Source organism: Terrirubrum flagellatum, from assembly GCF_022059845.1.
Taxonomy (GTDB): domain Bacteria; phylum Pseudomonadota; class Alphaproteobacteria; order Rhizobiales; family Beijerinckiaceae; genus Terrirubrum; species Terrirubrum flagellatum.
In genome coordinates, this window is sequence record NZ_CP091851.1 from 1,677,412 (window position 1) to 1,701,894 (window position 24,483).

Sequence of the window (24,483 nt, forward strand, 5' to 3'; positions counted from 1 at the left end):
TGTCACCTAAACAATTTGATGGATCGCCGGCTCGCAACGCCTGCCGTCGCAGCCCATATCGGGAATCATGTCGACTTTCCTTTTCACCGCCCTCGGCTTCCTCTTCGTGCTGGCAGTCGTGGTGATCGTCCACGAATTCGGCCACTACATCGTAGGTCGGTGGTGCGGGGTCGAAGTGACGACCTTCTCGATCGGCTTCGGCCCGGAGCTTTTCGGCTGGACCGATAAACAGGGCACCCGCTGGCGTGTCGCCGCGGTTCCGCTTGGCGGATATGTGAAATTCCTCGGCGACGCCAACGCAGCGAGCGCCCCTGATGCGGACGCCGTCGCGGCGATGCCGGCTGAGCAGCGAGCGCGAAGCTTTCCCGAGAAATCCATCGGTCAGCGCGCAGCGATTGTCGCCGCGGGTCCAATCGCCAACTTCCTGCTCGCGATCGTCATCTTTGCGGCGACCGCCTACTTCGTCGGCAGCGCCATGCTCGCGCCCCGCGTTGCGGCCGTATTGCCCGATAGCGCGGCGGCGGCCGCCGGAATCCAGGTTGGCGACGTCATCGAATCAATCGACGGCCAGCCCATCGCCGGCTTCTCGGATATTCAACGGATTGTCAGCCAGAAGGCTGAAATCCCGCTCGCCATTGTCGTCAACAGGTCCGGATCAAGCCTGCAACTGACGGCGACTCCAACCCTCAAGACGCAGAAAACGCCGCTCGGAACGCAGCGGATCGGCATGCTGGGCTTGCAGGCTTCGGCGGACCCGGCCGACCTTCGCGTCAGGCATTACGGGCCGCTCGAAGCCATCGGCGTGGGAGCCTCCGAAACCTGGCAGATCGTCGAGCGGTCGGGCGCCTATTTCGCAGGATTGTTCGCCGGGAAAGAATCGATCGACCAGATGGCCGGGCTGCCGCGAATCGCGATGGTGTCCGGTCAGGCGGCGAAGGCGGGTTTCGTGCCGCTGATTACTCTCGCGGCCATCCTGTCAGTCTCGATCGGACTCGTGAATCTCGTGCCGATTCCGATGCTTGATGGCGGTCACCTCATGTTTTACCTCGTCGAATGGGCGCGGGGGCGGCCGCTCAGCGAGCGAATTCAGGAATACGGCTTCAGGATCGGACTAGCCCTCGTCCTGATGCTCATGCTGTTCGTGACCTGGAACGATATCGTCGCGATCCGGGCGGGTTAACCCGCCGGCAACCAAGCTGCGTGGCAGTTCGGCCACGTTAACCGCAAAACAGGCGCCGTTGCGGTTCCTAGGCGTTTGCAAGGGTTGCGAAAATCGCTAGAAGCCCGGTAACTGAACGTTCAGATTCCGGACCTTCGCGCGGTCCCAACCGACAACAGGGCAGGCGTACCCGATGATTATTTCCGACGTGATCCGCCCTCTCGCCGGTCGCATCGTTATGGCGGTTGCAGTCGTTGCGTTCGCTGCGGTTTCGATTCCCGGCGTCACGTCAGAGGCTTACGCGCAGAGGGCGCGAACCGCGCGCGCCGCGCCGGTCCAGCAGTTGATCGTCAACCGGGTCGCTTTCGACGGCAACAGCAAGATCAAGGGCGACAATCTTCGTCCGGAAATGCAGACCAAGGTCGGATTCGCCTACAACGAGGCGACGGCGCAGGGCGACGTTGCGCGCATCTCCGAAATCTACCGCCGCACCGGCCGCGGCCTCGCCCAGGTCAGCCTGCGCACGGTGCCGCTCGACAACAATCGCGTCGACGTTGTCTTCGTCATCAGCGAAGGCTCCAAGACGCCGGTGCTGGAAATCAACTTCGTCGGCAACAACAGCATCTCGGGTTACCGCCTGCGGAACCAGATGAACACGACGGAAGGAAACTTCCTCAGCTTCCTCAAGACCTCGGACGTCTATGATCCCGACAAGATCAACGCCGATCTCGAGTTGATCCGCCGCTACTATCTCAAGAACGGCTACGCCGATTTCCAGGTCGTCAACACCGACGTTCGTTTCGACAGCGGCCGCGGCGGCTACATCGTCAACATCACGGTGAGCGAAGGCCCGCAATATCGTCTTGGCAATGTCAGGCTCGACTCGCGCGTGGCGAACGTTCCGCCGGACGCGCTGGCCGGCCAGATGCGCACCAGGACAGGCGATGTCTACAACGCCGAGGCAGTAGAGAAGTCGCTCGTCGGCATGACGATGGAAGCGTCGCGCCGCGGCATGGCCTTCACGCAGGTGCGGCCGCAGGGCAATCGCGATCCCGCGTCGCGCACTATCGATCTCGCTTATATCGTTGACGAAGGTCCGCGCGTCTACATCGAGCGCATCAACATTCGCGGCAACACGCGCACGCTGGATTACATCATCCGTCGCGAGTTCGATGTCGTCGAGGGAGACGCCTACAACAAGGTGTTGATCGACCGCGCCGAGCGCCGTCTCACCAATCTCGGACATTTCAAGAAAGTCCGCATCGTCGCCGAGCCAGGCTCCACTCCCGATCGCGTAATCCTCAATGTCGAGGTCGAAGATCAGGCGACCGGATCGTTCTCCGTCGCGGCCGGCTACTCGACGTCGGACGGCGTGATCGGCGAAGTCGCGCTGACCGAGACAAACTTCCTCGGCCGCGGCCAGTATGTCCGCCTCGCCGGCACCTATGGCCAGAAATCCAAGGGCATCGAATTTTCGTTCACCGAGCCGTTCTTCATGGACCGGCGTCTGGCCGCGGGTTTCGACGTCTACCGCAAGGACAACGACGAGACCGATTATTCGCGCTTCAAGAGCGAAGTGACGGGCGGCACGCTGCGCCTCGGCATTCCGATCACGGAAGAGGTTACGCTTGGTCTGCGTTATTCGCTGTACCAGTCGAAGATCATCATTCCGAACGATACGAGCAAGCCGTATTTCGACTGTCAGAATCCAATTCCGGGATTCACGATCGCGACCGCGAATTGCCCCGCGACCGCCAATCTGGGCACGAGCGGAACTTCAAATCCGTATGACGCCTTCAACAACGGCGAAGCGTCGAACGCGATCAAGCAGGCGCAGGGCACGACGATCACGTCGCTCGCCGGTTATACGCTCGCCTATAACTCGCTCGACAACGTCAAGGACCCGCGCAACGGCCTGTACGCCGAAATCAAACAGGACTTCGCCGGCCTCGGCGGCGACTCGAAGTTCATGCGCTCGTCCTTCGATGCGAAGTTCTACTACGAAGTCTATGAGGACATCGTCGGCCTGCTGCGCGCGCAGGGCGGTCATATCATCGGCTTCGGCGGCGATCTGCGCATCCTTGATCACTACTTCCTCGGGCCGACGCTGGTGCGCGGCTTCGCGCCGAGCGGTCTTGGCCCGCGCGACATTTCGATCGACCCGGCGTCGGGCGCGATTGGCGGCAAGACCTACTTCGGCGGCTCGGCGGAACTCCAGTTCCCGATCCTCGGCATCCCGCGTGAAGTCGGCATCAAGGGCGCGGTCTTCGCTGACGCTGGCACGGTGTTTGGCAATGACAGCGGCACGTCGACGGGCGTGTCCTGTTCGGCTAACGGCCTGACCGGCACGACGCGCGTGTACACGATCGGCGGCCAGTCAGTGACGAGCTGTATCCGCGACTCGCACACGATGCGTTCTTCGGTTGGCGCGAGCTTGCTGTGGAACTCGCCGCTGGGCCCGATCCGGTTCGACTACGCCTACGCCTTGTCGAAGGATAAGGGCGACCGCACGCAGGCTTTCCGCTTCTCCGGCGGCACCCGCTTCTGATATCGCTTCCGGCGCGCGTTTTTCGCGCGCCGGAGTCTTGATCTGAAATTGATGTCCAATCCGGTCTTTTTCGCCGCGCCGGCTCCTCTCTCGCTGGCGCGGATTGTTGAACTCACAGGCGCCGCTCCATCCGGCGCGGCCGATCTCAGCCTGACCGTGGCTGGCGTTCAGCCGATTGATCGTGGCGCGCCCGGCGATCTCGTCTTTCTCGAAAATCCGCGATACGCCGGCGATCTCCCGAAGACGCGCGCGACGGCCTGTCTGGTGTCGCCGAAATATGCGGCCGAAGTCCCCGCCGGCACGGTCGCGCTTGTGACGCCGCAGCCCTATCACGCTTTCGCCAGGACGTTGGCGACGCTCTATCCTTCAGCGGCGCGTCCGCAGAGCCTGTTCGGCGCCGTTGGCGTCGCTCCCGGCGCCGTCGTGCATCCGACGGCGCGGCTCGAAGCGGACGTGATTGTCGATCCGCTGGCGCTGATCGGCCCGGGCGCTGAGATCGGTTCCGGCACAGTCATCTGCGCCGGCGCGGTCATCGGGCCGTCGGTGCGCATTGGCCGTGACAGCGCCATCGGCGCGAACGCGTCGATCCAGCATGCGCTGATCGGCAATCGCGTGATCATCCATCCTGGCGCCCGCATCGGCCAGGACGGTTTCGGCTTCGCGATGGGGCCGGCGGGGCATCTGAAAGTGCCGCAAATCGGCCGGGTCGTCGTTCAGGACGATGTCGAGATCGGCGCCAATACGGCGATCGATCGCGGCGCCAACAAGGACACCGTGATCGGCGAGGGGACCAAGATCGATAACCTCGTGATGATCGCGCACAACGTCGTCATCGGGCGGCGCTGCGTGATTGTGGGACAGGTCGGCATTTCGGGCTCGACGGAGATTCAAGACTACGCCGTGCTCGCCGGTCAGGTCGGCGTCGCCGGCCATCTCAGGATCGGCGCGGGCGCGCAGGTCGGCGCGCAAGCGGGCGTCATGACCGATATCCCGCCAGGCGCGCGCTATGGCGGCTATCCCGCCAGGCCCGCGCGCCAATGGTTGCGTGAGACAGCGGTTCTGACCGACCTTGCCTCGAAGCGGGGTGGGCGCAACGATGGCTGATGGGAGGCGCAGCCGTGAGCAATGAACAGGCCCAGACGCTGGACAGCGCGGACATTCAAACGATCCTCGAGGTGCTGCCGCACCGCTATCCCTTTCTTCTCGTCGACCGCATCGTCGAGATGCGGGGCGCCGAATATGGCGTCGGGGTCAAGAACGTCACCATCAATGAGCCTCAGTTCACGGGACACTTTCCCGGGCGTCCGATCTTTCCGGGAGTGCTAATCATCGAGGGGATGGCGCAGACCGCAGGCTGTCTCGTCACGCTTGGCGCGTTCGGCGCCGGCGCCCGACCGAAGAGCGTCCTGTTCTCCACGGTCGACAAGTGCAAGTTCCGCAAGCCCGTCACGCCGGGCGACGTGTTGCGCTACGAAATGACGCGGATCGCGAACAAGCGGAACATCTGGTGGTATCGGGGGGAGGCGAAGGTTGACGGCAAACTCGTCGCCGAGGCGGAGCTGTCGGCCATGGTGCTGATGAGTTGATGCTAACCTCCTAGAGCATGGCGCGAAAAAGTGGGAACCGGTTTTTCGCAAAAGCCATGCTCTAAATCTTTAGAATCGATCACGTTCCCGCACTTTGATTGATGCAATAAAAGTGCGGCGTGATCTAAGAGACAAGAGAGACAGTATGACTGTATCGATTCACGCGATGGCCGTGGTCGACTCGCGCGCCCGGCTTGGCGAGGGCGTGAAGATTGGGCCCTTCTGCCATGTCGGCCCTGACGTTTCGATCGGCGACAACGTCGAACTCATCAGCCATGTGGTGGTCGCCGGCCGGACGAGCATCGGAGCGGGCACGCGCGTGTTTCCCTTCGCCTCGCTCGGGCATCCGCCGCAGGACCTCAAATATCACGGCGAGCCCTCGACGCTTGAGATCGGCGCGAACTGCGTCATCCGCGAGGGCGTCACCATGAATCCGGGCACCGAGAATGGGCACATGAAGACGGCGGTCGGAGATTCCTGCCTCTTTCTCGCGAACAGCCATGTCGGTCACGACTCCATCGTGGCCAACAATGTGGTCTTTTCAAACAATGTGATGCTCGCGGGCCATTGCGTTGTCGGTCAGTATGCGATCCTGAGCGGCGGCTGCGCGGTGCATCAATATGTCCGCATCGGCGCCTACGCCTTCGTGTCCGGCCTTGCCGGCGTGGTGCGTGATCTCATCCCCTACGGCTCCGTCATCGGAGCGCCGGCGCATCTCAACGGCCTCAATCTGGTCGGGATCAAGCGGCGGAATTTTTCACGCGAGGCCATTCATGATCTTCGCCGCGCCTATCGATTGCTGTTCGCCGAGGAGGGCACGCTGCAGGAGCGCATCGAAGACGTGGCGGGCGAATTCGCCGATCACCCCGTGGTGAGCGAGATTATCGGCTTCATGCGCGCCGGCGGCGATCGCTCCTTCACGCTGCCGAGGCCGGACGAGTCCTCCTTGTGATCTTCGGCCGGCCGAGCGCTGAATCGGGCCGTGAAGGGCCGATCGGCGTTCTGTGTTTCGGCGGCGATCTTCCGCTTGCGGTCGCAGAGGCGACGCGCGCGCGCGGACGCGACGTCTTCACCATCGGCTTTCGCGGCCATGCCGGCTCGGAGATCGAGCGCTTTCCGCACGCCTGGGTGAAGCTCGGCCAGATCGGCCGCTTCTTTCGCCTTGTGCGCCAGCATGCGATACGTCGCATCATCATTGTCGGCGCAATCACGCGGCCGGCGTTGCGCGATCTCAGCCTGGATTGGCGAGGCGTATGGGATATTCCGCGCATCGTGCGGATGTTGCGCGGCGGCGGCGACGATAATGCGTTGAGAGCAATCATCGCCTATTTCGAGGAGAATGGCCTGACCGTGCTGGGCATTTCCGAGATCGCTCCTGAATTGCTCGCCGCAGCGGGCGATCTTGGCTCCGTCCGGCTGAGCGAAGACGAGCGCGCCAACGCCGCGATCGGTCTTGCCGTTCTCGACGCTCTGTCGCCATTCGACGCCGGCCAGGCTTGCGTCGTGATCGATGGGCGGCCTGTCGCGATCGAGGGCGCGGAAGGCACTGACGCCATGATCGCGCGTGTAGCGGAAATGCGCGCCAACGGCAGGCTGCGGCTGCAAGGCCGATGTGGGGTGCTGGTGAAGGCTGCTAAGAAGGGACAGGATCTGCGTGTCGATTTGCCGACCATCGGTCCGCGCACGATTGAGAATGCGCTGGCGGCGCAGTTGGCTGGAGTCGCCGTCGAATCCGGGAAATCGTTGATCGCCGATCGTGAGAACTGCCTGGCGACAGCGGATCGCGCCGGCATCGCGGTCGTCGGACTTTCGCGCGCGTGAATGACGGCATGAGTGGTGAAGCGCGCCCGCTCAGGCTCGCGCTCATCTCGGGCGAAGCTTCGGGGGACGCGCTTGCTGCGAGTCTCGTGCGCGAGCTGCACGGGCGCGGGGTCGCGTTCGAACTCATCGGCGTCGGCGGCGCGGCGCTCGAAACGGAAGGGCTGAAGAGCTTCTTCCCGCAGACCGATATCGCGATCATGGGCGTCGCCGCAGTCCTGCAGCGCCTGCCGCTGCTGCTGCGACGCATTTCGGAAACCGCGCGTACGATTGCAGATGCGAAGCCCGATCTGCTGCTGACGATCGACGCGCCCGATTTCTGCCTGCGCGTCGCGAAGAAGGTGCGCGCGCGTGCGCCTGGGATTCCGATCGCGCATTGGATCTGTCCGACGGTCTGGGCCTGGCGGCCGAAGCGCGCGCGGCGAATGAAGCCGCACGTCGATCGCGTGCTGTGCTTCCTGCCGTTCGAGCCCGAAGAATTGCGCAAGCTCGACGGCCCGCCGGGCGTCTATGTCGGCCATCCCCTGATCGAACGCCTCTCGGATTTCAGGCCGCAGACCGACGAAGAGCGTGTGGCGCGCGCTGATGCGTCGGCGCCGGAAATCCTGTTGCTGCCGGGCAGCCGCCGCTCCGAGGTCTCGCGATTGATCTCCATTTTCGGCGAGGTCACGGCGAGAATTGCGCGAGACTTTCCGCAGGCGCGCTTCTCGCTTCCGGTCGCGCCGCATGTTCGCGAGCTGGTCGCGAATGGCGTTCGGACCTGGTCGACGCCGGTTTCCCTTCTCGATGGGGAGCAGGCGAAGCTCGCCGCATTCCGTCGTGCGCGCGTCGCGCTCGCCGCGTCAGGCACGGTGACGCTGGAGCTTGCGCTGGCGAAGATTCCGACCGTTGGCGTCTATCGGCTGGCGGAATGGGAAGCGATGATCGCGCGCCGTCTGTTGCGTGTTCACTCCGTTCTCATGTCCAATCTCGTGCTCGGCGAGAATGCGGTTCCCGAACTGTTGCAGGAAAACTGCACGCCCGACGCGATCATGGCGGTGCTGTCGCCGTTGATTGGGGAGTCTTCTGCGCGCGCGGCGCAACTCGCGGCCTTCGACAGGATCGAAGCGAAGATGCGAAGCGACGGCGCGAGCCCGAGCGCGCATGTCGCGGACGAAATCCTTGGCATGATCGCGAAAATAAAAACGCCGCGCTGAGCGCGGCGTTCTTATCATATTGTAAAAACGCGCGCTGCTTAGCGGCGCTGCGCCATTGGCGAATATTCGCGGCGCGCGGAGCCGGTGTAGAGCTGACGCGGACGGCCGATCTTCTGGCTCGGATCCTCGATCATCTCTTTCCACTGCGCGATCCAGCCGACGGTGCGCGCCAGCGCGAACAGCACGGTGAACATCGTGGTCGGGAAGCCCATCGCCTTCAGCGTGATGCCGGAATAGAAATCGACGTTGGGATAGAGCTTCTTCTCGATGAAATATTCATCGTGCAGCGCGATGCGCTCGAGCTCGATCGCGATGTCGAGCAATGGGTCATCCTTGACGCCGAGTTCGGCGAGCACCTCATGCGTCGTCTTCTGCATGATCTTGGCGCGCGGATCGTAGTTCTTGTAGACGCGATGGCCGAAGCCCATCAGGCGGAACGGATCGTTCTTGTCCTTCGCCTTGGCGATATATTTCGGGATGTTTTCGACATGCCCGATCTCCTCGAGCATCTTGAGCGCCGCTTCGTTCGCGCCGCCGTGAGCGGGACCCCAGAGGCAGGCGATGCCAGCCGCGATGCAGGCGAAGGGGTTGGCGCCTGACGAACCCGCGAGACGCACCGTCGAGGTCGATGCGTTCTGCTCGTGATCGGCGTGGAGGATGAAGATGCGGTCGAGCGCGCGCGAAAGCACCTTGTTGACCTGATATTCCTCCGCCGGAACGGCGAAACACATGCGCAGGAAGTTCGAGGTGTAGTCGAGCGAGTTGAGCGGATAAACGAAGGGCTGGCCGATCGAATATTTGAACGCCATGGCCGCCAGCGTCGGCACTTTCGCGATCATCCGCATCGACGCGACCATGCGCTGCGTCTCGTCGGTGATGTCGGTGGAGTCGTGATAGAAGGCCGACAGCGCGCCGACGGCGGCGACCATCACCGCCATGGGATGGGCGTCGCGGCGGAAGCCCTGGAAGAAGCGCTGCATCTGGTCGTGCACCATGGTGTGGCGCGTGACGCGATAATCGAAGTCAGCCTTCTGCGCGGCGGTCGGCAGTTCGCCGTAGAGCAGGAGGTAACAGGTCTCGAGAAAGTCGCCATGCTCGGCGAGCTGTTCAATGGGAAAGCCGCGATAGAGCAGAATGCCTTCGTCGCCATCGATGTAGGTGATCTTCGACTCGCACGCTGCGGTCGAGGTGAAACCGGGATCGTAGGTGAACATGCCCGACTGGGCGTAGAGCTTGCCGATATCGATGACAGACGGCCCGACGCTCCCGCTCTTCACCGGCAGATCGAGTGAGTTGTCGCCGAATTTCACCGAAGTCACGGGAGCAGACATGGCGGGTGCTTTCTTTGAGATAAAATCAAGCAGAAGAAGCCGCGAAAAGCAGGCCTCCGCGCGGCGATTGTGCAGCGCCGCAAGCTAGCGCGAAGGCGAGGGGGGTTCAAGCATGCGGGGTGGGCCCGCCGATCACGCCGACGGGAGCTGATCCCCAAGCCGCGCCAGCGTTTCCTCGCGGCCAAGCACCGACATGACATCGAACAGGCCCGGCGAGGTCGAGCGGCCGGTGAGCGCGGCGCGCAGCGGCTGGGCCGCCTGGCCGAGTTTCACGCCGGCCTCCTCGGCGTAGGTTCGCACGACCGACTCGGTGCCCGCGTTCGACCAGTCATTCAGCGCCGACAGGCGGGGATGGATCGCGGCGATGCGGGCGCGCCCGGTCTCGTCGAGCAGGGCGCGCGCCTTGTCCTCGATCTGCAGCGGCCGCGCAGCGTAGAGGTAGTAGGCCGACTGGATGAGCTCCACCAATGTCTTGGCGCGCTCTTTCAGGCCGGGCATCGCGGCGACAAGTTTCGCCCGCAGATCAGGCGAAAGCGACTTCGGCGCGCCGACCTTCTCGGGAAGATAAGGCAAGAGCTTTTCGATCTCCCCGACGAGTTCTTCGTCGCCGGCCTGCCTGATGTAGAGGCCGTTGAGATTCTCGAGCTTGGCGAAATCAAAGCGCGACGGCGAACGGCCAATGCCTTTCACATCGAACGCCTCGATCATCTCGTCGGTCGAGAAGATCTCGCGATCGCCCGAGGCCCAGCCGAGACGGACGAGATAGTTGCGCAGCGCTGGCGGCCGGTAGCCCATCTCGCGATAGGCCTCGACGCCGAGCGCGCCGTGACGCTTCGACAGCTTGGCGCCGTCGGGCCCGTGGATCAGCGGGATGTGCGACATCGAGGGCACGCTCCAGCCGAGGCCCTGATAGATCTGCGTCTGCCGCGCCGCGTTGGTGAGATGGTCGTCGCCGCGAATGATGTGCGTGACGCCCATATCGTGATCATCGACCACCACGGCGAGCATGTAGGTCGGCGTGCCGTCTGAACGCAGCAGCACGAGATCGTCGAGATTCTTGTTGTCCCAGACGACGCGGCCCTGCACCTCGTCCTCGACGGCCGTTTCGCCGTCGACCGGCGCGCGCAGACGAATGACCGGCTTCACGCCCGCCGGCGCCTCAGCCGGATCACGGTCGCGCCAGCGGCCGTCATAGCGCATCGGCCGGCCCTCGCGGCGCGCGGTCTCGCGCATCTCCTCCAGCTCCTGCGGCGACGCGTAGCAGTAATAGGCGCCGCCGCTTTTCAGCAGCTCCTTGGCGATCTCGCGATGCCGCGCCGCGCGCGCGAACTGAAAGATCACGTCGCCGTCCCAGTCGAGGCCGAGCCATTTCAGCCCGTCGATGATCGCCTCGATGGCGGCGTCGGTCGAACGTTCGCGATCGGTGTCCTCGATGCGCAGCAGCATCTTGCCGCCGGTGTGGCGGGCGTAGAGCCAGTTGAAGAGGGCCGTGCGCGCGCCGCCGATATGGAGAAAACCGGTGGGGGACGGGGCAAAACGGGTGACGACGGAAGACGACATGGGCTGACGGCGAACGGCGCGACAGGCGCGCATGGATAAGGAGCGGCGCGGTTAGCACGCTTGCGCCGCCGCGTTAAGCGGAAGAACGTGGCGCTTTGGGGACCGGCGGGAACCGGCGGGCGATGAAGGGGCGGGCGCAGGCGAAAGCGATCGCTGCGGCGGCGGGCCGCGCGCGCCGCGACGGCGTGCTCTGGCCGTTCCTGCTTGGGCTTCTCGCGGACGGATGGAGCGCGCTCGTCGGCTGGCTGGCGGCGGACGCCGCCGAGAGACGGCTGTTTCTGTGGTTGCCGGTGGCGATGGGCGCTGGCGTCATCCTCTATTTCGCCGCCGATGGCGAACCCGCGATGGTCGCGCCTGTCATCGGCTGCGCGATCTTCGCGACCATCGCCTTTGTGGTCCGGGGTCAGCCGGTCGCGTTTCCGGTTTGCGTCGGCCTTGCAGCGGTTTTCGCAGGCTTTCTCTCGGCCTCGTGGCGCGCCGCGCGGGTCGCCGCGCCGCGCATCGAGCGCATAACGACCGCAGCGGTGACCGGCTATATCGAGGTGCTCGATCGAAGGCCGGATGGCGCGCGAATTCTCCTGCGCGTCTCATCGATCGAGGGGTTGAAGCCAGAGCAGGCGCCCTATCGAATCCGCGTCACCACGAAGCAGCCGCCGACGGCGCAGCCGGGCGATCTCGTGAAATTCGGCGCGCGCCTCTTGCCGCCTCCTGAGCCGCCGCGCCCCGGCGCCTATGATTTCGGGCGCGACGCCTATTTCAAAGGAATCGGAGGCGTCGGCAGCGCGCCGGGCGCCGTTGGCCCTGCGATCGCGGGGCCGCCTCCGCCTTGGGATGTCGTGGTCTTCGCGGCGATCGATCGCAAGCGCAATGAACTCACCGATCGCATGGTCCGCGCCATCGGCGGACAGGCAGGCGCGCTCGCCGCGGCGCTTGTCACCGGCAAGCGCGATCTGATTTCTGATCAGACCAACGACGCGCTGCGCGCGGCGGGCGTCTATCACATCGTCTCGGTGTCGGGCCTGCATATGGTGCTCGCCGCCGGCGCCTTCTTCTGGGCCGCGCGCGCGATCCTCGCCTTGATCCCGGCGATCGCGCTCGCCTGGCCGGTGAAGAAAATCGGCGCTGTTCTCGCGATGATCGGGGCGACGGCCTATTGCCTGTTCACGGGCTCCGAGGTCGCGACCGAACGCTCGCTGATCATGATCCTCGTGATGCTCGGCGCTGTGCTCGCCGATCGTCCCGCGCTCGCCATGCGCAATCTTGCGGTCTCGGCGCTGATCACATTGGCGCGCGAGCCCGAGACGCTGACGGGGCCGAGCTTCCAGATGTCCTACGCCGCCGTCGCCGGCCTCGTCGCGCTGGCGGAATGGCAACGCGATCGCGCGTCGAGCGACGAGCGCGACAAGCAGAGCGCTTTCGCGACATTGAGCAGCCATGTCTGGCTCTGGCTCGCGGGATTGTTTGTCACCACCATCGTGGCGACGCTCGCGACAGCGCCCTATTCCGCATTTCATTTTCAACGTTTGAATCCATGGGGACTGATCGGCAACACGCTCGCGCTGCCCTTCGTCTCCTTCATCGTGATGCCGGCGGCGGTCGTGGGCGTGCTGCTCTGGCCGTTCGGTCTTGATGGCTGGGTATGGACCCTGATGGGTTGGGGAACAGCTCCCGTGATCACGGTCTCGCAGGCGGTCGCCAATCTGCAGGGATCGGTCACCGCGTTGCGCGCGTTCGGTCCCGCTGCGGTGTTGCTGACGACGCTCGCGCTTGTCTGGTTCGTTATTTGGCGCACGCCCTTGCGTTGGGCCGCGATCGCGCCCGCGCTGGTTGGCGCGATTCTGATGACGCGCGGCGAGCCGGTCGATTTCTTCATTGCGCGCGGCGGGCAGGGCGCGGCCTTCCGCGGCGCTGACAACAGGCTCGTCATTCTTGGCGACGCCTCGCGTTTCGATGTCGGCTTCTGGCTGCAGGCGGACGGCGATCTGCGCGGCGCCTCCGAGCCTTCGCTCAAAACAGGCGTGAAATGCGATCGGCTCGGCTGCACCGGTGCGGATCGCGCCGGCCGCACCATCGTCTGGATCAAGGATGAGCGCGCATTTCCCGAGGATTGCCGGCGCGCGCATTTCATCATCACCAGGCTTGCTGCGCCCGGCTGGTGCAATGATCCGCTGATCGCCGATCGCAAGACCAGCGACGATTATGGCGCGATGGTGGTGAAGTTCAGAGGCGATGAGCCTGACGTTATTGGCGTGCGCTCGCCGGATACGCGACGGCCATGGCAGGCGCCGCTACGAACCGCCAACGCCGCGCCCGCTCCGCCGCCTGCAGCAGTTGAAACGCCGCAGCGACCTGCAACGACGCCGCGACCGCGCTCACGCGATCCGACGCCCGAACATCCCGAAGACGGCGATCCCGATCAGTAGCGACGCATGAGCGTGACGAGACGGCCCTGGATGCGCACCCGGTCGGGTCCGAGAACGCGCGTCTCGTAAGCCGGATTCGCCGCCTCCAGCGCGATCGAGGAACCACGCTTGCGCAGGCGTTTCAGCGTCGCTTCCTCGTCGTCGATCAGCGCAACGACGATGTCGCCATTGTCGGCCGTGTCCTGCTTCTTGATGATCACGGTGTCGCCGTCATTGATGCCGGCCTCGATCATGGAGTCGCCGCGCACCTCAAGCGCGAAATGCTCGCCAAGGCCCAGCATATCGGCCGGCATGCCGATCGTGCTGCTGCGCGTCTGGATGGCCGAGATCGGCGTGCCCGCGGCGATGCGGCCCATGATCGGGATCGAGACGATGTCGGCGCCACGCGGCGATTCCGCCGCCTTTGGCTTCACCTTGCCGAGATTGCCCTCGATGACGCTGGGCTTGAAGCCGCGCGGGGCGTTGTGCGGGGTCGTCGCCTCCGGCAGCCTGAGCACCTCCAGCGCGCGGGCCCGGTTCGGCAGGCGGCGGATGAAGCCGCGCTCCTCCAGAGCGAGGATCAACCGGTGGATGCCCGACTTGGACTTCAGATCGAGCGCCTCCTTCATTTCGTCGAAGGATGGAGGCACGCCTGATTCGCGCAGCCTCACATCAATGAAGCGAAGCAGTTCAATCTGTTTGCGCGTCAGCATCGCAAAGGTCCCGTCTGGCCGTTTCGACAATCATCCAGGAATCATCGAAACAAATCACGAACAGGATACGCGTTCTTGCTGTGTTCCGCAAGCGGCTGCTATGCACGTCCTTGGCTGGCCTTGCATTTTCGCCGCTGCGATGATTGCGGAAAGAGGCGATGGCGCTTGCAGGCGCCAAACTGGAGGCGGGGGATGGGAGAGGCCGCGACAAGCGGACCGGGCGTGCTGGCGTCCTTCGGGTTGGGCGGATGGGGCAGCGTCCTCGGTTTCGTCTGGCTGGGGCTGCTCGTCCTGACCGCGCTGTTTCTCGGCTTCCGGCTGTTGCAGGCTTCGCGGCGCGGCGCAGCGGACGCGCTGGCCCGCGACGCCGAGCGCGCCACCCAGGCGCTTGAGCGGTCGTCGCAGCGCATGCCGCTGCTCGAACTCATCAACCGCGCCGCGCGCAAAGGCTGGGACATCACGGGCAAGAGCATCGAGATCATGGATTTCCTGCAGGCTCTCAGACAGGCCTGCGGCGACAGTCAGATTCGGTGCTGGGGTCGCCCCGTGTCCAACGCGCCGCTGGAGGCGATGCGCACCGAGCTTCATCGACCGATCCCGGCCGGCCATTGGCGCGACTTCGAGTTCGATCTCGATACGATCGTGGCGAAGGCGGACAATTTCGACACCAAGACCTGCAATCTCAGGCAGAGCAAGCGCAACGCCGGCGGCTATGTCGACATCTATGTCGATGGGCAGGCGGCGCTCGACTGGCTCGACGACACGGCGCCGCGCTATCACCGCGTCACGCGCCACCCGATGTGAGCGCGCCGAAAGCTAATCCAGAAGACGAATGACGCGGCACGCGTCGCCTGATTTCGCAGGCGGCGCGAAGGGCGCGCGGATGATCAGCGCGCCGGCGTCCGACAGCAGCCGCGTGATCGAGGAATCCTGCGTATTCACTGGCGTCGCGATGAGGCGGCCAAGCGCATCGCGTGAAAGAAGCGCGCGCGCATATTCCTGGCGCTTGTCGTTCGCCGGCATGTCGGCGGCAAGCGTGGCGGCTTCTGAAGAATCTTCGCCGGCGCGTGGATCGCCTTGAAGGGCGCGGATCAGCGGCGTCACGAAAAGCAGGCAGCAGACATAGGAAGAGACGGGATTTCCCGGCAGGCCGAGAATGCGCATTGCGCCAAGCGCGCCTGACATCAACGGCTTTCCCGGCCGCATGGCGATCTGCCAGAAGCCGAGCGCCATGCCTTCTTTAGTCAGCGCCGACTGGACGAGGTCGTGATCGCCGACCGACGCGCCGCCCGTCGTCACGAGGATGTCGACCTTCGCTTCCCGCGCCTTGTGGATCGCATTTTCGAGCGCGGCGAAATTATCGGCGGCGACGCCGAGATCGATCGCCTCGCCGCCGGCGGCGTGGACGAGCGTCGCGACCGCATAGGTGTTGGAGACGACGATCTGGTCGGGGCCGGGCGTGACGTCGGGCGGCACGAGCTCATCGCCGGTGGCGAGAATAGCGACCCGCGGCTTACGCCGCACCGAGACCGTCGCGTGGCCCATCGCCGCTGCGAGGCCCACGGCGCGCGCGTCGAGGCGTCGGCCGGTTTCGAGGAGAATCTGTCCCGTCTCGAAATCGAGTCCCGCGCGCCTGATATGCCGGCCGCTCCTGGAGCTTTCTTTCGCGACGATGCGCTCGCCATCCGCGTCGACATCCTCCTGAATGACGATCGCGTCGGCGCCGGCGGGAACCGGCGCGCCGGTGAAGATGCGCACCGTCTCGCCCGGTCCGACGGTTCCGGAAAAGCCGTGGCCGGCGGCGCTCATCCCGATAAGCCGGAGCTGCGCCGGAACAGTCGCGACGTCGGCGGAGCGAACGGCGTAGCCGTCCATCGCTGACGCGGGGAAGGGCGGCTGCGTGCGCGTCGCCGCGAGCGGCGCAGCGAGCGTGCGTCCTGCGGCATCGGCGATCGGGACCATCTCGCTGTCGACGGGCTTCACGTCCCCTAGGATCTGCGCGAGCGCATCGGCGACAGGCAGCAAAGCCATGATCAGTCTTCCTGCGAGGCGCGCCACGCGCCTGATTTGCCGCCGGTCTTTTCGATGAGGCGCACGCCCTCGATGCGCATGCCGCGATCGGCCGCCTTCACCATGTCGTAAATGGTGAGGCAGGCCACGGAAACGGCGGTCAACGCCTCCATCTCGACGCCGGTCTGACCTTTCACTTTGGTCGTCGCGGTGATGCGCACGCCGGGCAACGCATCATCCAGTTCGCAGTCGACGGCGACCTTGGTCAGCATCAGAGGATGACAAAGCGGGATCAGCTCATGCGTCTTCTTCGCCGCCATGATGCCAGCGATGCGCGCGACGCCGATCACGTCGCCCTTCTTCGCATTTCCTTCGCGGATGAGCGCGAGTGTTTCGGCGCTCATCGCCACGCAGCCTTCAGCGATGGCGACGCGCTCGGTCGAATCCTTGTCCGACACGTCGACCATGTCGGCCTGCCCGGACGCGTCGAGATGAGTGAGACGCGCCATGGCGGCTCTCAGGCGGCGAGAAGCGCGCGCGTCGCGGCCGTCACGTCGGACTGGCGCATCAGGCTTTCGCCGACCAGCAGCGCATGGATGCCGGCGCGCGCAAGACGCGCCACATCGGCCGGCGTGAAGACACCGCTTTCGCCGATGATGAGACGATCCCTTGGGATGCGCGGCGCCAACCTCTCGCAGGTCGCAAGCGAAACTTCGAAGGTTCGGAGATCGCGGTTGTTGATGCCGATCAATTCGGAATCGAGCGCAAGCGCGCGATCGAGCTCATCGTCATCATGCACCTCGATCAGCGCATCCATGCCGGTCTCTTTTGCGGCGGCGACGAGCGCCTTTGCTTCAGCGTCGGTCACCGACGCCATGATGATCAAGATGCAGTCGGCTTCGAGCGCCCTGGCCTCGTAAACCTGATAGGGCTCGAACATGAAATCCTTGCGGATCGCTGGGAGTTTCGTTGCAGTCCGCGCCCTGGTCAGAAATTCAGGCGCGCCCTGAAAGGACGGCGCATCGGTCAACACTGAGAGGCAGGCTGCGCCGCCCGTTTCATATTCCTTCGCGAGGCGAGGCGGATCGAAGTCCGGCCGGATCAGGCCCTTCGAGGGACTCGCCTTTTTGATCTCTGCGATGAGCGCTGTCCTGCCTTCGACGATCTTGTCGCGGAGCGCGCGGGCGAAACCACGCGGCGCGTCGGCGCGATTGGCGCGCTCGCGCATCTCTGCTTCACCGACGCGCGTTTTTGCTTCGGCGATCTCGCGCCGCTTGTAGTCCTCGATCTTCTTGAGAATGTCGGTCATCTCAGGCGTTCGATGCGGCGACAAGCTTGTTCAGCGTCTGCGATGCGGCGCCGGAGTCGACGGCTTTCGCGGCCAGCCCCAGACCATCCTTAAGATCGGTCGCCATGCCGGCGACAACAAGGCCGGCGGCGGCGTTGAGCAGCGCGATGTCGCGATAGGGCGTCTTCGCGCCGGCGAGCACGGCGCGCAGCGCCTCGGCATTGTGGGCGGCGTCGGCGCCCTTGAGATCGTTGAGCTTTGCTCGCGCGAGCCCAAGCGATTCCGGTTCGATCGTGAAGCGGCGAATCTCACCGTTCTTCAGTTCGACGGCCTTGGTCGGACCTGTCGTCGTGATCTCATCGAGACCGTCCGAGCCGTGAACGACCCAGATGTGCTCGGAGCCGAGCGATCTCAGCACCTCGGCCATCGGCTCCAGCCAACTCTCGGCGAACACGCCGATCATCTGGCGTTTCGCTCCCGCCGGATTGGACAGTGGTCCGAGAATATTGAAGATCGTGCGCGTGCCCATCTCGACGCGCACGGGGCCGACATGGCGCATCGAGGCGTGATGCGTCGGCGCGAACATGAAACCGACGCCGGCCTCCTCGATGCAGCGCGACACGCCTTCCGGTTCGATGCCGACCTTGACGCCCAGCGCGGTGAGGACGTCGGCGGCGCCCGACCTCGACGAGGCCGCGCGATTGCCATGTTTCGCGACTTTCGCACCGCAGGCGGCGGCGATGATCGCGGCGAGCGTGGAGACGTTGTAACTGCCGGACGCGTCGCCGCCCGTGCCGACGATGTCGACGGCGTCGGCGGGCGCTTCGACGCGCAGCATTTTCGCGCGCATCGCGGAAACGGCGCCGGCGATCTCGTCGACGGTTTCGCCGCGCACGCGCAGCGCCATGAGAAAAGCGCCCGCCTGCGCCGCCGTCACTTCGCCTGACAGCAGCGAGTCGAATGCGGTCTGCGCCTCGGCGCGGGTGAGAGACGCGCCGGTCGCGACCTTGGCGATCAGGGGCTTGAAATCATCCACGGGAGCAATCCTTCAGGCGGCGACGCGGCGGGCCTGACCGTTCCAGTCGCGGGCCATGTCGAGAAAATTCCGGATGATCGTCGCGCCGTGCTGCGAGGCGATGCTTTCGGGATGGAACTGGACGCCATGCACCGGGTGATGGCGGTGAGAGAGGGCCATGATGAGCCCATCCTCTGTGTCGGCCGCAATATCGAAATCGGTCGGGCAGGTGTCGCGCTTCACCACCAGCGAGTGATAGCGCGTCGCTTCGATCGGACCGTTCACACCGCGGAACAGGCCCTTGCCGCCATGGCGGATCTGGGAAATCTTTCCATGCATGGGGATGGGGGCGCGCACGACGTCGCCGCCATAGGCCTGGCCCATCGCCTGCAAACCGAGACAGACGCCGAACATTGGCGTGGTCGCGCCGAGGCGGTCGACGACGCCGAGGCACACGCCGGCCTGATCAGGCGTGCAGGGGCCGGGCGACAGGATGATCGCTTCGTAACCGGCCCGCGCGATTTCATCGACGCTCATGGCGTCGTTGCGCACGACCTCCGCCTCCGCGCCCACCGAGCCGATGAGATGCACGAGATTGAAGGTGAAGCTGTCGTAATTGTCGATCAGCAGAAGGCGCATGGCCGAAGCGTTTCCCCTTGGGCGGGTCTATTGAGGCAGGGCGGGGCGGCGGTCAACTTGATCGCGCGGAACGATTCAATCGGCAGGCTCATTCAGCCGCTGCGGTCGCCGCTGTGTCAAGAATGTAACGGCGACGAAACGTCATGTTGCGGCGCAGCAGAAATGGCGCCGACGTTGCTTGGCTGACCGCGCAGAGCAGCCGTGGCGCAGCCCGCCCCGGCGCTGGATTTGCCGACGGCGTTCCTGGTCGACCCCGGCGTCTGGACGGAGCCTCAGCGAGGCCGTGCGAAAGCGTGGCTTGGCCGTGTCAGCGGAACGCTCAGGCTCAAGTCCAGGAGGCGAGAATTCGACTGAATCGGTTTATCGCCGGGATTGCGATCCCGGCCCTCGCGGCCAGCCTGAATTGGAACGTCGCGGCGCAGGAGATGGGCGCGCATGGTCACAAGCACGCCGAGAACCACTGGTGGTATCAGACCCTGAAGAGGCCTGGATCGGGCGTGTCCTGCTGCAGCGATATCGACTGCGGCGTGACGCGGGCGCGCTATGTCGAAGGGCACTGGGAGGCGCTGTTCGAGGGGCGATGGATGTCGATCCCGGCGGATCGCATCCTTACCGAGCGCTCTCCCGACGGCGTCGCGCATATCTGCGCAGCGAAGAACGCGAAGGAGCCGTTCTGCTTCGTTCCTCCCGACCCTGAAGGGTGAGACGCCAGACCGCCCGATCGCGTTTCAGGCGGGCGCGTCTTCCATCATCGCGGCTTTTACAAGCCAGGCTCTGACGACGCGCTCCTGCTCGCCGGAGAGTTCGCTGTTGAGCCGTTGCTCGATCTCGTGCGCGCGTTTGCGGCAGCGCGCGAGAAGCTTGCGGCCTTTGTCGGTGAGCGCGACCTGCAGGATGCGCCCATGCGAAGCGTGCGCTTCGCGCGCGATTGCGCCGTCGCGCTCGAGATTGGCGATGATCACCGACAGGGTCTGCGGCGTGAGAAAAGCGAGGCGGGCGAGATCGGCGCTCGACGCGCCGGGATAGGCGTTGATCATCGTCATGACGACGAATTGCGGCGGCGTGACACCGAGATCGGCGAGTGCGCGCTCCATGCGCAGCCGATGCGATGCGGCCGCCTGCCTCAGGAGGTAGCCGATATGTCCGTCGACGCCACGCATGCCTTCGCCGGGCGAGGGGACCTTTGGAATTGCGGCGCGCTTGCGCAAGATATCAGGGCTCTTATATGTTGTCAGCACCCTGATATTATCAAAGCCGCCTGAAAGGACCAGCCATGTCGCATGTCCGCATCCCTTATCAGCAGTTCCGCGACATCGCAGGCGCCGCCCGCGCCGGTCTCGCCGCCGCGGACAAGGCGGTTGTGGATTCGGGGCTCGAAAAGGAATTGATCGAACTCGTGAAACTGCGCGCCTCGCATATCAATGGTTGCGCCTTCTGCGTTCACATGCATCTCGCCGATGCGCGCAAGATGAACGTCGCTGCGGACAAGCTCGATCTCGTGAATGTCTGGAAAGAAGCGAACGTGTTCAGCGCCCGCGAACGCGCGGCGCTCGCCTGGACGGATGCGCTCACTCATGTGTCGAAGGCGGGTGGCCCCGACGACGCCTACGCCGAACTCGCGCGTCATTTCAGCGAGAGCGAGATCATGTTTCTGACGGTCGCGATCAGCGTGATCAATAGCTGGAACCGCATCGCCGTCGGCCTGCAATTCGCGCCGATGACAAAGCCGGCGGAAAAGGCGACCTGAGCTCTATTGTCCCCGTCGCGCCGCGGCGGCCGTGCGCACAGCTTCCTCCGCGGCGCGCACCAGCGCCTTCGCCTTGTTGACGCATTCGCGATGCTCGTAGGCGGGATCTGAATCGTAGACCACGCCGGCGCCCGCCTGGATATGCATCATGCCGTCTTTCACGACGGCCGTGCGCAGCACGATGCAGGTGTCCATGTCGCCGTTCCAGCCGAAATAGCCGATGCAGCCGCCATAGATGCCGCGCTTGTCGCGCTCGAGCTCGTCGATGATCTCCATGGCGCGGATCTTCGGCGCGCCTGACACGGTGCCGGCGGGAAAGCCGGCGATCAGCGCATCAACCGCGTCATGCTTCGATGAATCGAGCGTCCCCTCGACGTTCGAAACGATGTGCATGACGTGGCTGTAGCGCTCGATGAAGAACTGGTCGGTGACCGTGACTTCGCCGATCTTCGCCACGCGGCCGACGTCGTTGCGGCCGAGATCGAGCAACATGAGATGCTCGGCGCGCTCCTTGGGATCGGCGAGCAACTCCTGCGCCAGCCTTTCGTCCTCGGCCGGCGTCGCGCCGCGCCAGCGCGTGCCGGCGATCGGCCGGATCGTCACCTTGCCGTCGCGCATGCGCACAAGGATTTCCGGGCTCGAACAGACGATCTGGAAATCGGCGAAATCGAGATAGCAAAGGAACGGCGCGGGATTCACGCGCCTCAGCGCCCGGTAGAGCTGGAACGCCGGCAGCTCGAACTTCGTCGAGAAGCGCTGCGAGAGCACGACCTGGAAGATGTCGCCGGCGCGGATATATTCTTTTGCCCTGTCGACCATCGCCAGGAATTCAGGCTCCGGCGTGTTCGACTCCATCTGCGGAGGGACGGCGTCGATCGCGACGCGATCCTCGTGATGGACAGGTGCCTCAAGCGCCGCGAGCACGCGATCGATGCGGTCGAGCCCAGACTCATAGATCGCCTTCGCCGTCGCGCCGGACTTCGCGCGTAGAGGCGTGATGATCGACAGCTCGTCCTTCACATTGTCGAAGACGAGCATGATGGTCGGGCGCATGAAAATTCCATCAGGCGCGCCGATCACGTCGGGCTTGGCCGGCGGCAGACGCTCCATCAGCCTGACCATGTCATAGCCCATGGCGCCGAAGAGGCCGGCGGCCATCGGCGGCAGCTCATCGCCCGCGTCGGGGATCGCGCTTTCCGCGATCAGCGCGCGCAGGCTCTCCAGCGCCGGGCGTTCATCCGCAACGAACTCGCCGCCGGCGCCGGGATTGCGGTTGATCGACGCCTTCGCGCCATCGCAGCGCCAGATGAGATCGGGCGCAAATCCCATCATGGTGTAGCGGCCGCGCTGGGCGCCGCCTTCCACGGATTCCAGCAGGAAGGAGGGATGGCCGAAGGCGCGCGTCAGCTTGAGATAGGCTGCGACGGGCGTTTCGAGATCAGCGACGAGCGTCGCCCGCAGCATGCCCGCGCGGCCCGCCGCCAGCCGCGCCAGCGCTTCCTGTTCGCCGGGATCGAGGCGCATCTATTGCGTTTCGCCGCCGATGGCGAGCTGCACCGCCTCGGGATTGATGGTGACGCCGATATCCTGCTGAACCTTGGCGATGTAGGTCGTGAAGACGTCCTGTGCGAGCTGGGTGCGGAGTCTCTCGTCGGCCTGCGTCGCGTCCTGCGTCGTGGCGACGAAGGGCGGAACTGTCGCATCGGTGATCTTCACGACAAGCCGATCGGAACCGTTCGCAGCCGCGGCGGAAATCGTCTTGCCGACAGGGGTTGCGAAAATCTGGATCGCCGCGGCGCGCGAGATGTCGCCCGATGCGGCGTCGCGCTTCAAGCCCGTGGCCGTCTTGGGCGCGTCGAGCGATTCCGCCGTCGCGATCGCGGAGAGCGCTTCGCCGCCTTCAGCGCGCCTGGCGAGCGCCGCCGCCTTGTCGGCGAGCTGGCGGGCGACGTCATCGTCCTTGAAGCGCGCGATCACCTGGTCTCGCACTTCCTGCAGCGTGCGGTCGCGCGCCGGATCGACCTTCGTCACCTCGAACCAGACATAGCCGCCATCGCGCGTGGAGATCGCCTCATTGTCAGCGCCGATGTCGGATGCGAACGCGGCGCGCAGGAGCGCCGCCGGCTCGGGCAGATTGGTGACCGCCTTGCCGTCGCGGCCCTGACCCTGCGGATCTACAGCGTCGATCGTCAGTACTTGCAGGCCCATGCCTGACGCAACTTCGGCAAGGGGTTTTGCGCTCGCGCGCTGATCCTCGATCTTGTCATGCGCCGCCGAAATCTGCGCTTGGGCGCGTTCGCGCGCGATCTCCTGCTTCAGCTCAGCGGCGACCTGATCGTAGGGGCGGACATTCTCCGGCTCGATCTCGGTCACCATGACCAGGGTCGGGCCAAACTGGCCGCTGATTGGTTCGCTTACTGCTTCTTTAGCGAGCGCAAAGGCGGCTTCGGCGACGGCGACATCGACCATTTCGCGCTTCGACAATTTGCCGAGATCGACATCCTTGTCGGTCAGCTTCCGGTCCGCCATCACGTCGGCGAAACTCGCGCCGCCCTTGATTTTGTCTGACGCAGCCTTGGCTTCCTCGATCGTCGGGAACCTGATCTGCCTGACAACGCGACGCTCCGGCGTTCCGAAGCGCGTCGTCTTCACCTCTTCGTAGCGCTTGCGCGCGTCATCGTCGCTGACCGACTCAGGCTTGGCGAGTGAGGACGCGTTCAGCGCCAGCACGTTGAGTGAACGATATTCCGGCGCGCGGAACGACGCCTTGCGTTCGTCAAAGAATTTCTGCAGCGCTGCGTCGTCGGGCGTCGCCGCCGTCACCTTCGCGGCGGGGACGATGAGATATTCGACCGCGCGCGTCTCGTTGGCGAGACGATGCATCGCCTCGCGCAGAGCGACCGGCGCCGCGATGCCGCCGGCGACGCCTTCAGTGAGATGCTGGCGCAGATAGACTTTGCGCTGCTCGGCGATGAAACGCGCCTCGGTGAAATTGGCGTCGCGGATCGCGGCGTCGAACAGGGTGCGGCTGAACTTGCCGTCGGGACCCTTGTAGTTGGGATCGGCGACGATGGCGGCTGCGATGGTGTCGTCGGAGATGCCGAGGCCGAGCTGCGCAACGCGCGCGTCCATCGCGGCTTCGGAGATCATGCGCGAGAGGAGCGCGCGATCGAGGCCATATTGCCGCGCAAGCTGCGGCGTGATCGCGCCGCGCGACTGGCGCGCGAGGCGCTGCAACTCGTTCTGATAGGCGAAGCGAAGCTGGTCGACCGGAATCTCGGTTGAGCCGACCGTCGCCGCGGTCGAGCGGCCATAATTGCGGAAGATGTCCGCGATGCCCCAGATGGCGAAGCTGAAGATCAGCATGCCGAACAGGACGGTGATGACCAGCTTACCGAGCCAGGTCTGTCCGGCATTGCGCAGGCCCTGCATCATCATGGGCGAAAATGGTCCTTTGGTCTTGATCGGGGC

At 64.8% G+C, this 24,483-nt stretch carries 22 protein-coding genes; 11 read left to right on the top strand and 11 right to left on the bottom strand.

All coding sequences use genetic code 11. From position 1 onward, the window contains the following. Positions 1 to 67: 67 nt before the first annotated feature. From rseP to lpxB, 7 genes are all read left to right on the top strand, one after another. Positions 68 to 1,180 (top strand): RIP metalloprotease RseP, encoded by a 1,113-nt coding sequence (rseP, locus tag L8F45_RS08180; protein ID WP_342362378.1) that lies wholly within the window; start codon positions 68 to 70, stop codon positions 1,178 to 1,180. 172 nt (positions 1,181 to 1,352) lie between these two features. Continuing rightward, on the top strand, positions 1,353 to 3,707 hold the full coding sequence (gene bamA, locus L8F45_RS08185) for an outer membrane protein assembly factor BamA (RefSeq protein ID WP_342362379.1): 2,355 nt from the start codon (positions 1,353 to 1,355) through the stop codon (positions 3,705 to 3,707). Positions 3,708 to 3,758: 51 nt separating this feature from the next. Next, positions 3,759 to 4,811, top strand: coding sequence for a UDP-3-O-(3-hydroxymyristoyl)glucosamine N-acyltransferase (gene lpxD / locus L8F45_RS08190; protein WP_342362380.1), 1,053 nt, complete (start codon positions 3,759 to 3,761; stop codon positions 4,809 to 4,811). A 14-nt stretch (positions 4,812 to 4,825) separates the two neighbouring features. Further along, positions 4,826 to 5,293, top strand: coding sequence for a 3-hydroxyacyl-ACP dehydratase FabZ (gene fabZ, locus L8F45_RS08195; protein WP_342362381.1), 468 nt, complete (start codon positions 4,826 to 4,828; stop codon positions 5,291 to 5,293). A 145-nt stretch (positions 5,294 to 5,438) separates the two neighbouring features. Beyond that, positions 5,439 to 6,245 (top strand): acyl-ACP--UDP-N-acetylglucosamine O-acyltransferase, encoded by an 807-nt coding sequence (lpxA, locus tag L8F45_RS08200; protein WP_342362382.1) that lies wholly within the window; start codon positions 5,439 to 5,441, stop codon positions 6,243 to 6,245. Beyond that, the gene (locus L8F45_RS08205) at positions 6,242 to 7,114 is read left to right on the top strand and encodes an LpxI family protein (protein ID WP_342362383.1); all 873 of its coding nucleotides are present in this window, start codon (positions 6,242 to 6,244) and stop codon (positions 7,112 to 7,114) included. The genes lpxA and L8F45_RS08205 overlap by 4 nt, the downstream gene beginning before the upstream one ends. 8 nt (positions 7,115 to 7,122) lie before the next feature. Then, positions 7,123 to 8,307 carry a lipid-A-disaccharide synthase gene (gene lpxB, locus L8F45_RS08210; protein WP_342362384.1) on the top strand — a complete coding sequence of 395 codons (1,185 nt, stop codon included), beginning with the start codon at positions 7,123 to 7,125 and terminating at the stop codon, positions 8,305 to 8,307. Positions 8,308 to 8,345: 38 nt separating this feature from the next. On the opposite strand, the gene gltA is transcribed toward lpxB, so the two are convergent. Both gltA and gltX read right to left on the bottom strand, forming a co-directional pair. Continuing rightward, a complete protein-coding gene (gene gltA, locus L8F45_RS08215) occupies positions 8,346 to 9,638 on the bottom strand; it encodes a citrate synthase (protein ID WP_342362385.1) in 1,293 nt (430 codons plus the stop codon). A 132-nt stretch (positions 9,639 to 9,770) separates the two neighbouring features. After that, positions 9,771 to 11,198: a glutamate--tRNA ligase gene (gltX, locus tag L8F45_RS08220; protein WP_342362386.1), complete on the bottom strand. Its 1,428-nt coding sequence runs from the start codon at positions 11,196 to 11,198 to the stop codon at positions 9,771 to 9,773. Between the two features lie 122 nt (positions 11,199 to 11,320). On the opposite strand from gltX, the gene L8F45_RS08225 reads away from it, so the two are divergent. Then, entirely contained in the window at positions 11,321 to 13,621 is a 2,301-nt protein-coding gene (locus tag L8F45_RS08225) for a ComEC/Rec2 family competence protein (protein ID WP_342362387.1), read from the top strand. Here L8F45_RS08225 and lexA read toward each other — a convergent pair. Beyond that, a complete protein-coding gene (gene lexA, locus L8F45_RS08230) occupies positions 13,615 to 14,313 on the bottom strand; it encodes a transcriptional repressor LexA (protein WP_342362388.1) in 699 nt (232 codons plus the stop codon). The genes L8F45_RS08225 and lexA overlap by 7 nt on opposite strands. A 192-nt stretch (positions 14,314 to 14,505) precedes the next feature. Here lexA and L8F45_RS08235 point away from each other — a divergent pair, with 192 nt between their 5' ends. After that, the gene (locus L8F45_RS08235; protein ID WP_342362389.1) at positions 14,506 to 15,117 is read left to right on the top strand and encodes a hypothetical protein; all 612 of its coding nucleotides are present in this window, start codon (positions 14,506 to 14,508) and stop codon (positions 15,115 to 15,117) included. A gap of 12 nt (positions 15,118 to 15,129) precedes the next feature. Here the strand turns inward: L8F45_RS08235 and L8F45_RS08240 are convergent, their stop codons facing one another. From L8F45_RS08240 to L8F45_RS08260, 5 genes are read right to left on the bottom strand one after another with little or no spacing between them, the layout of a single operon-like run. Then, the gene (locus tag L8F45_RS08240; RefSeq protein WP_342362390.1) at positions 15,130 to 16,344 is read right to left on the bottom strand and encodes a molybdopterin molybdotransferase MoeA; all 1,215 of its coding nucleotides are present in this window, start codon (positions 16,342 to 16,344) and stop codon (positions 15,130 to 15,132) included. A gap of 2 nt (positions 16,345 to 16,346) precedes the next feature. After that, positions 16,347 to 16,832 (bottom strand): cyclic pyranopterin monophosphate synthase MoaC, encoded by a 486-nt coding sequence (gene moaC, locus L8F45_RS08245; RefSeq protein ID WP_342362391.1) that lies wholly within the window; start codon positions 16,830 to 16,832, stop codon positions 16,347 to 16,349. 8 nt (positions 16,833 to 16,840) lie between these two features. Beyond that, positions 16,841 to 17,632 carry an indole-3-glycerol phosphate synthase TrpC gene (gene trpC, locus L8F45_RS08250; RefSeq protein WP_342362392.1) on the bottom strand — a complete coding sequence of 264 codons (792 nt, stop codon included), beginning with the start codon at positions 17,630 to 17,632 and terminating at the stop codon, positions 16,841 to 16,843. Between the two features lies 1 nt (position 17,633). Continuing rightward, on the bottom strand, positions 17,634 to 18,647 hold the full coding sequence (gene trpD, locus L8F45_RS08255; protein ID WP_342362393.1) for an anthranilate phosphoribosyltransferase: 1,014 nt from the start codon (positions 18,645 to 18,647) through the stop codon (positions 17,634 to 17,636). A 12-nt stretch (positions 18,648 to 18,659) separates the two neighbouring features. Further along, positions 18,660 to 19,265, bottom strand: a complete 606-nt coding sequence (locus L8F45_RS08260; RefSeq protein ID WP_342362394.1) for an anthranilate synthase component II — start codon at positions 19,263 to 19,265, stop codon at positions 18,660 to 18,662. A gap of 425 nt (positions 19,266 to 19,690) precedes the next feature. Here L8F45_RS08260 and L8F45_RS08265 point away from each other — a divergent pair, with 425 nt between their 5' ends. Continuing rightward, complete coding sequence (locus tag L8F45_RS08265; protein WP_342362395.1) at positions 19,691 to 19,969, top strand: hypothetical protein; 279 nt, start codon at positions 19,691 to 19,693, stop codon at positions 19,967 to 19,969. A 24-nt stretch (positions 19,970 to 19,993) separates the two neighbouring features. On the opposite strand, the gene L8F45_RS08270 is transcribed toward L8F45_RS08265, so the two are convergent. Continuing rightward, on the bottom strand, positions 19,994 to 20,503 hold the full coding sequence (locus L8F45_RS08270; protein ID WP_342362396.1) for a MarR family winged helix-turn-helix transcriptional regulator: 510 nt from the start codon (positions 20,501 to 20,503) through the stop codon (positions 19,994 to 19,996). 35 nt (positions 20,504 to 20,538) lie between these two features. Here L8F45_RS08270 and L8F45_RS08275 point away from each other — a divergent pair, with 35 nt between their 5' ends. Beyond that, positions 20,539 to 21,012 (top strand): carboxymuconolactone decarboxylase family protein, encoded by a 474-nt coding sequence (locus L8F45_RS08275; RefSeq protein WP_342362397.1) that lies wholly within the window; start codon positions 20,539 to 20,541, stop codon positions 21,010 to 21,012. 3 nt (positions 21,013 to 21,015) lie between these two features. Here the strand turns inward: L8F45_RS08275 and trpE are convergent, their stop codons facing one another. Together trpE and L8F45_RS08285 are read right to left on the bottom strand one after the other, a co-directional pair. Beyond that, positions 21,016 to 22,536, bottom strand: a complete 1,521-nt coding sequence (gene trpE, locus L8F45_RS08280; protein ID WP_342362398.1) for an anthranilate synthase component I — start codon at positions 22,534 to 22,536, stop codon at positions 21,016 to 21,018. Continuing rightward, on the bottom strand, positions 22,537 to 24,450 hold the full coding sequence (locus L8F45_RS08285) for a peptidylprolyl isomerase (protein WP_342362399.1): 1,914 nt from the start codon (positions 24,448 to 24,450) through the stop codon (positions 22,537 to 22,539). Between the last annotated feature and the right edge of the window lie 33 nt (positions 24,451 to 24,483).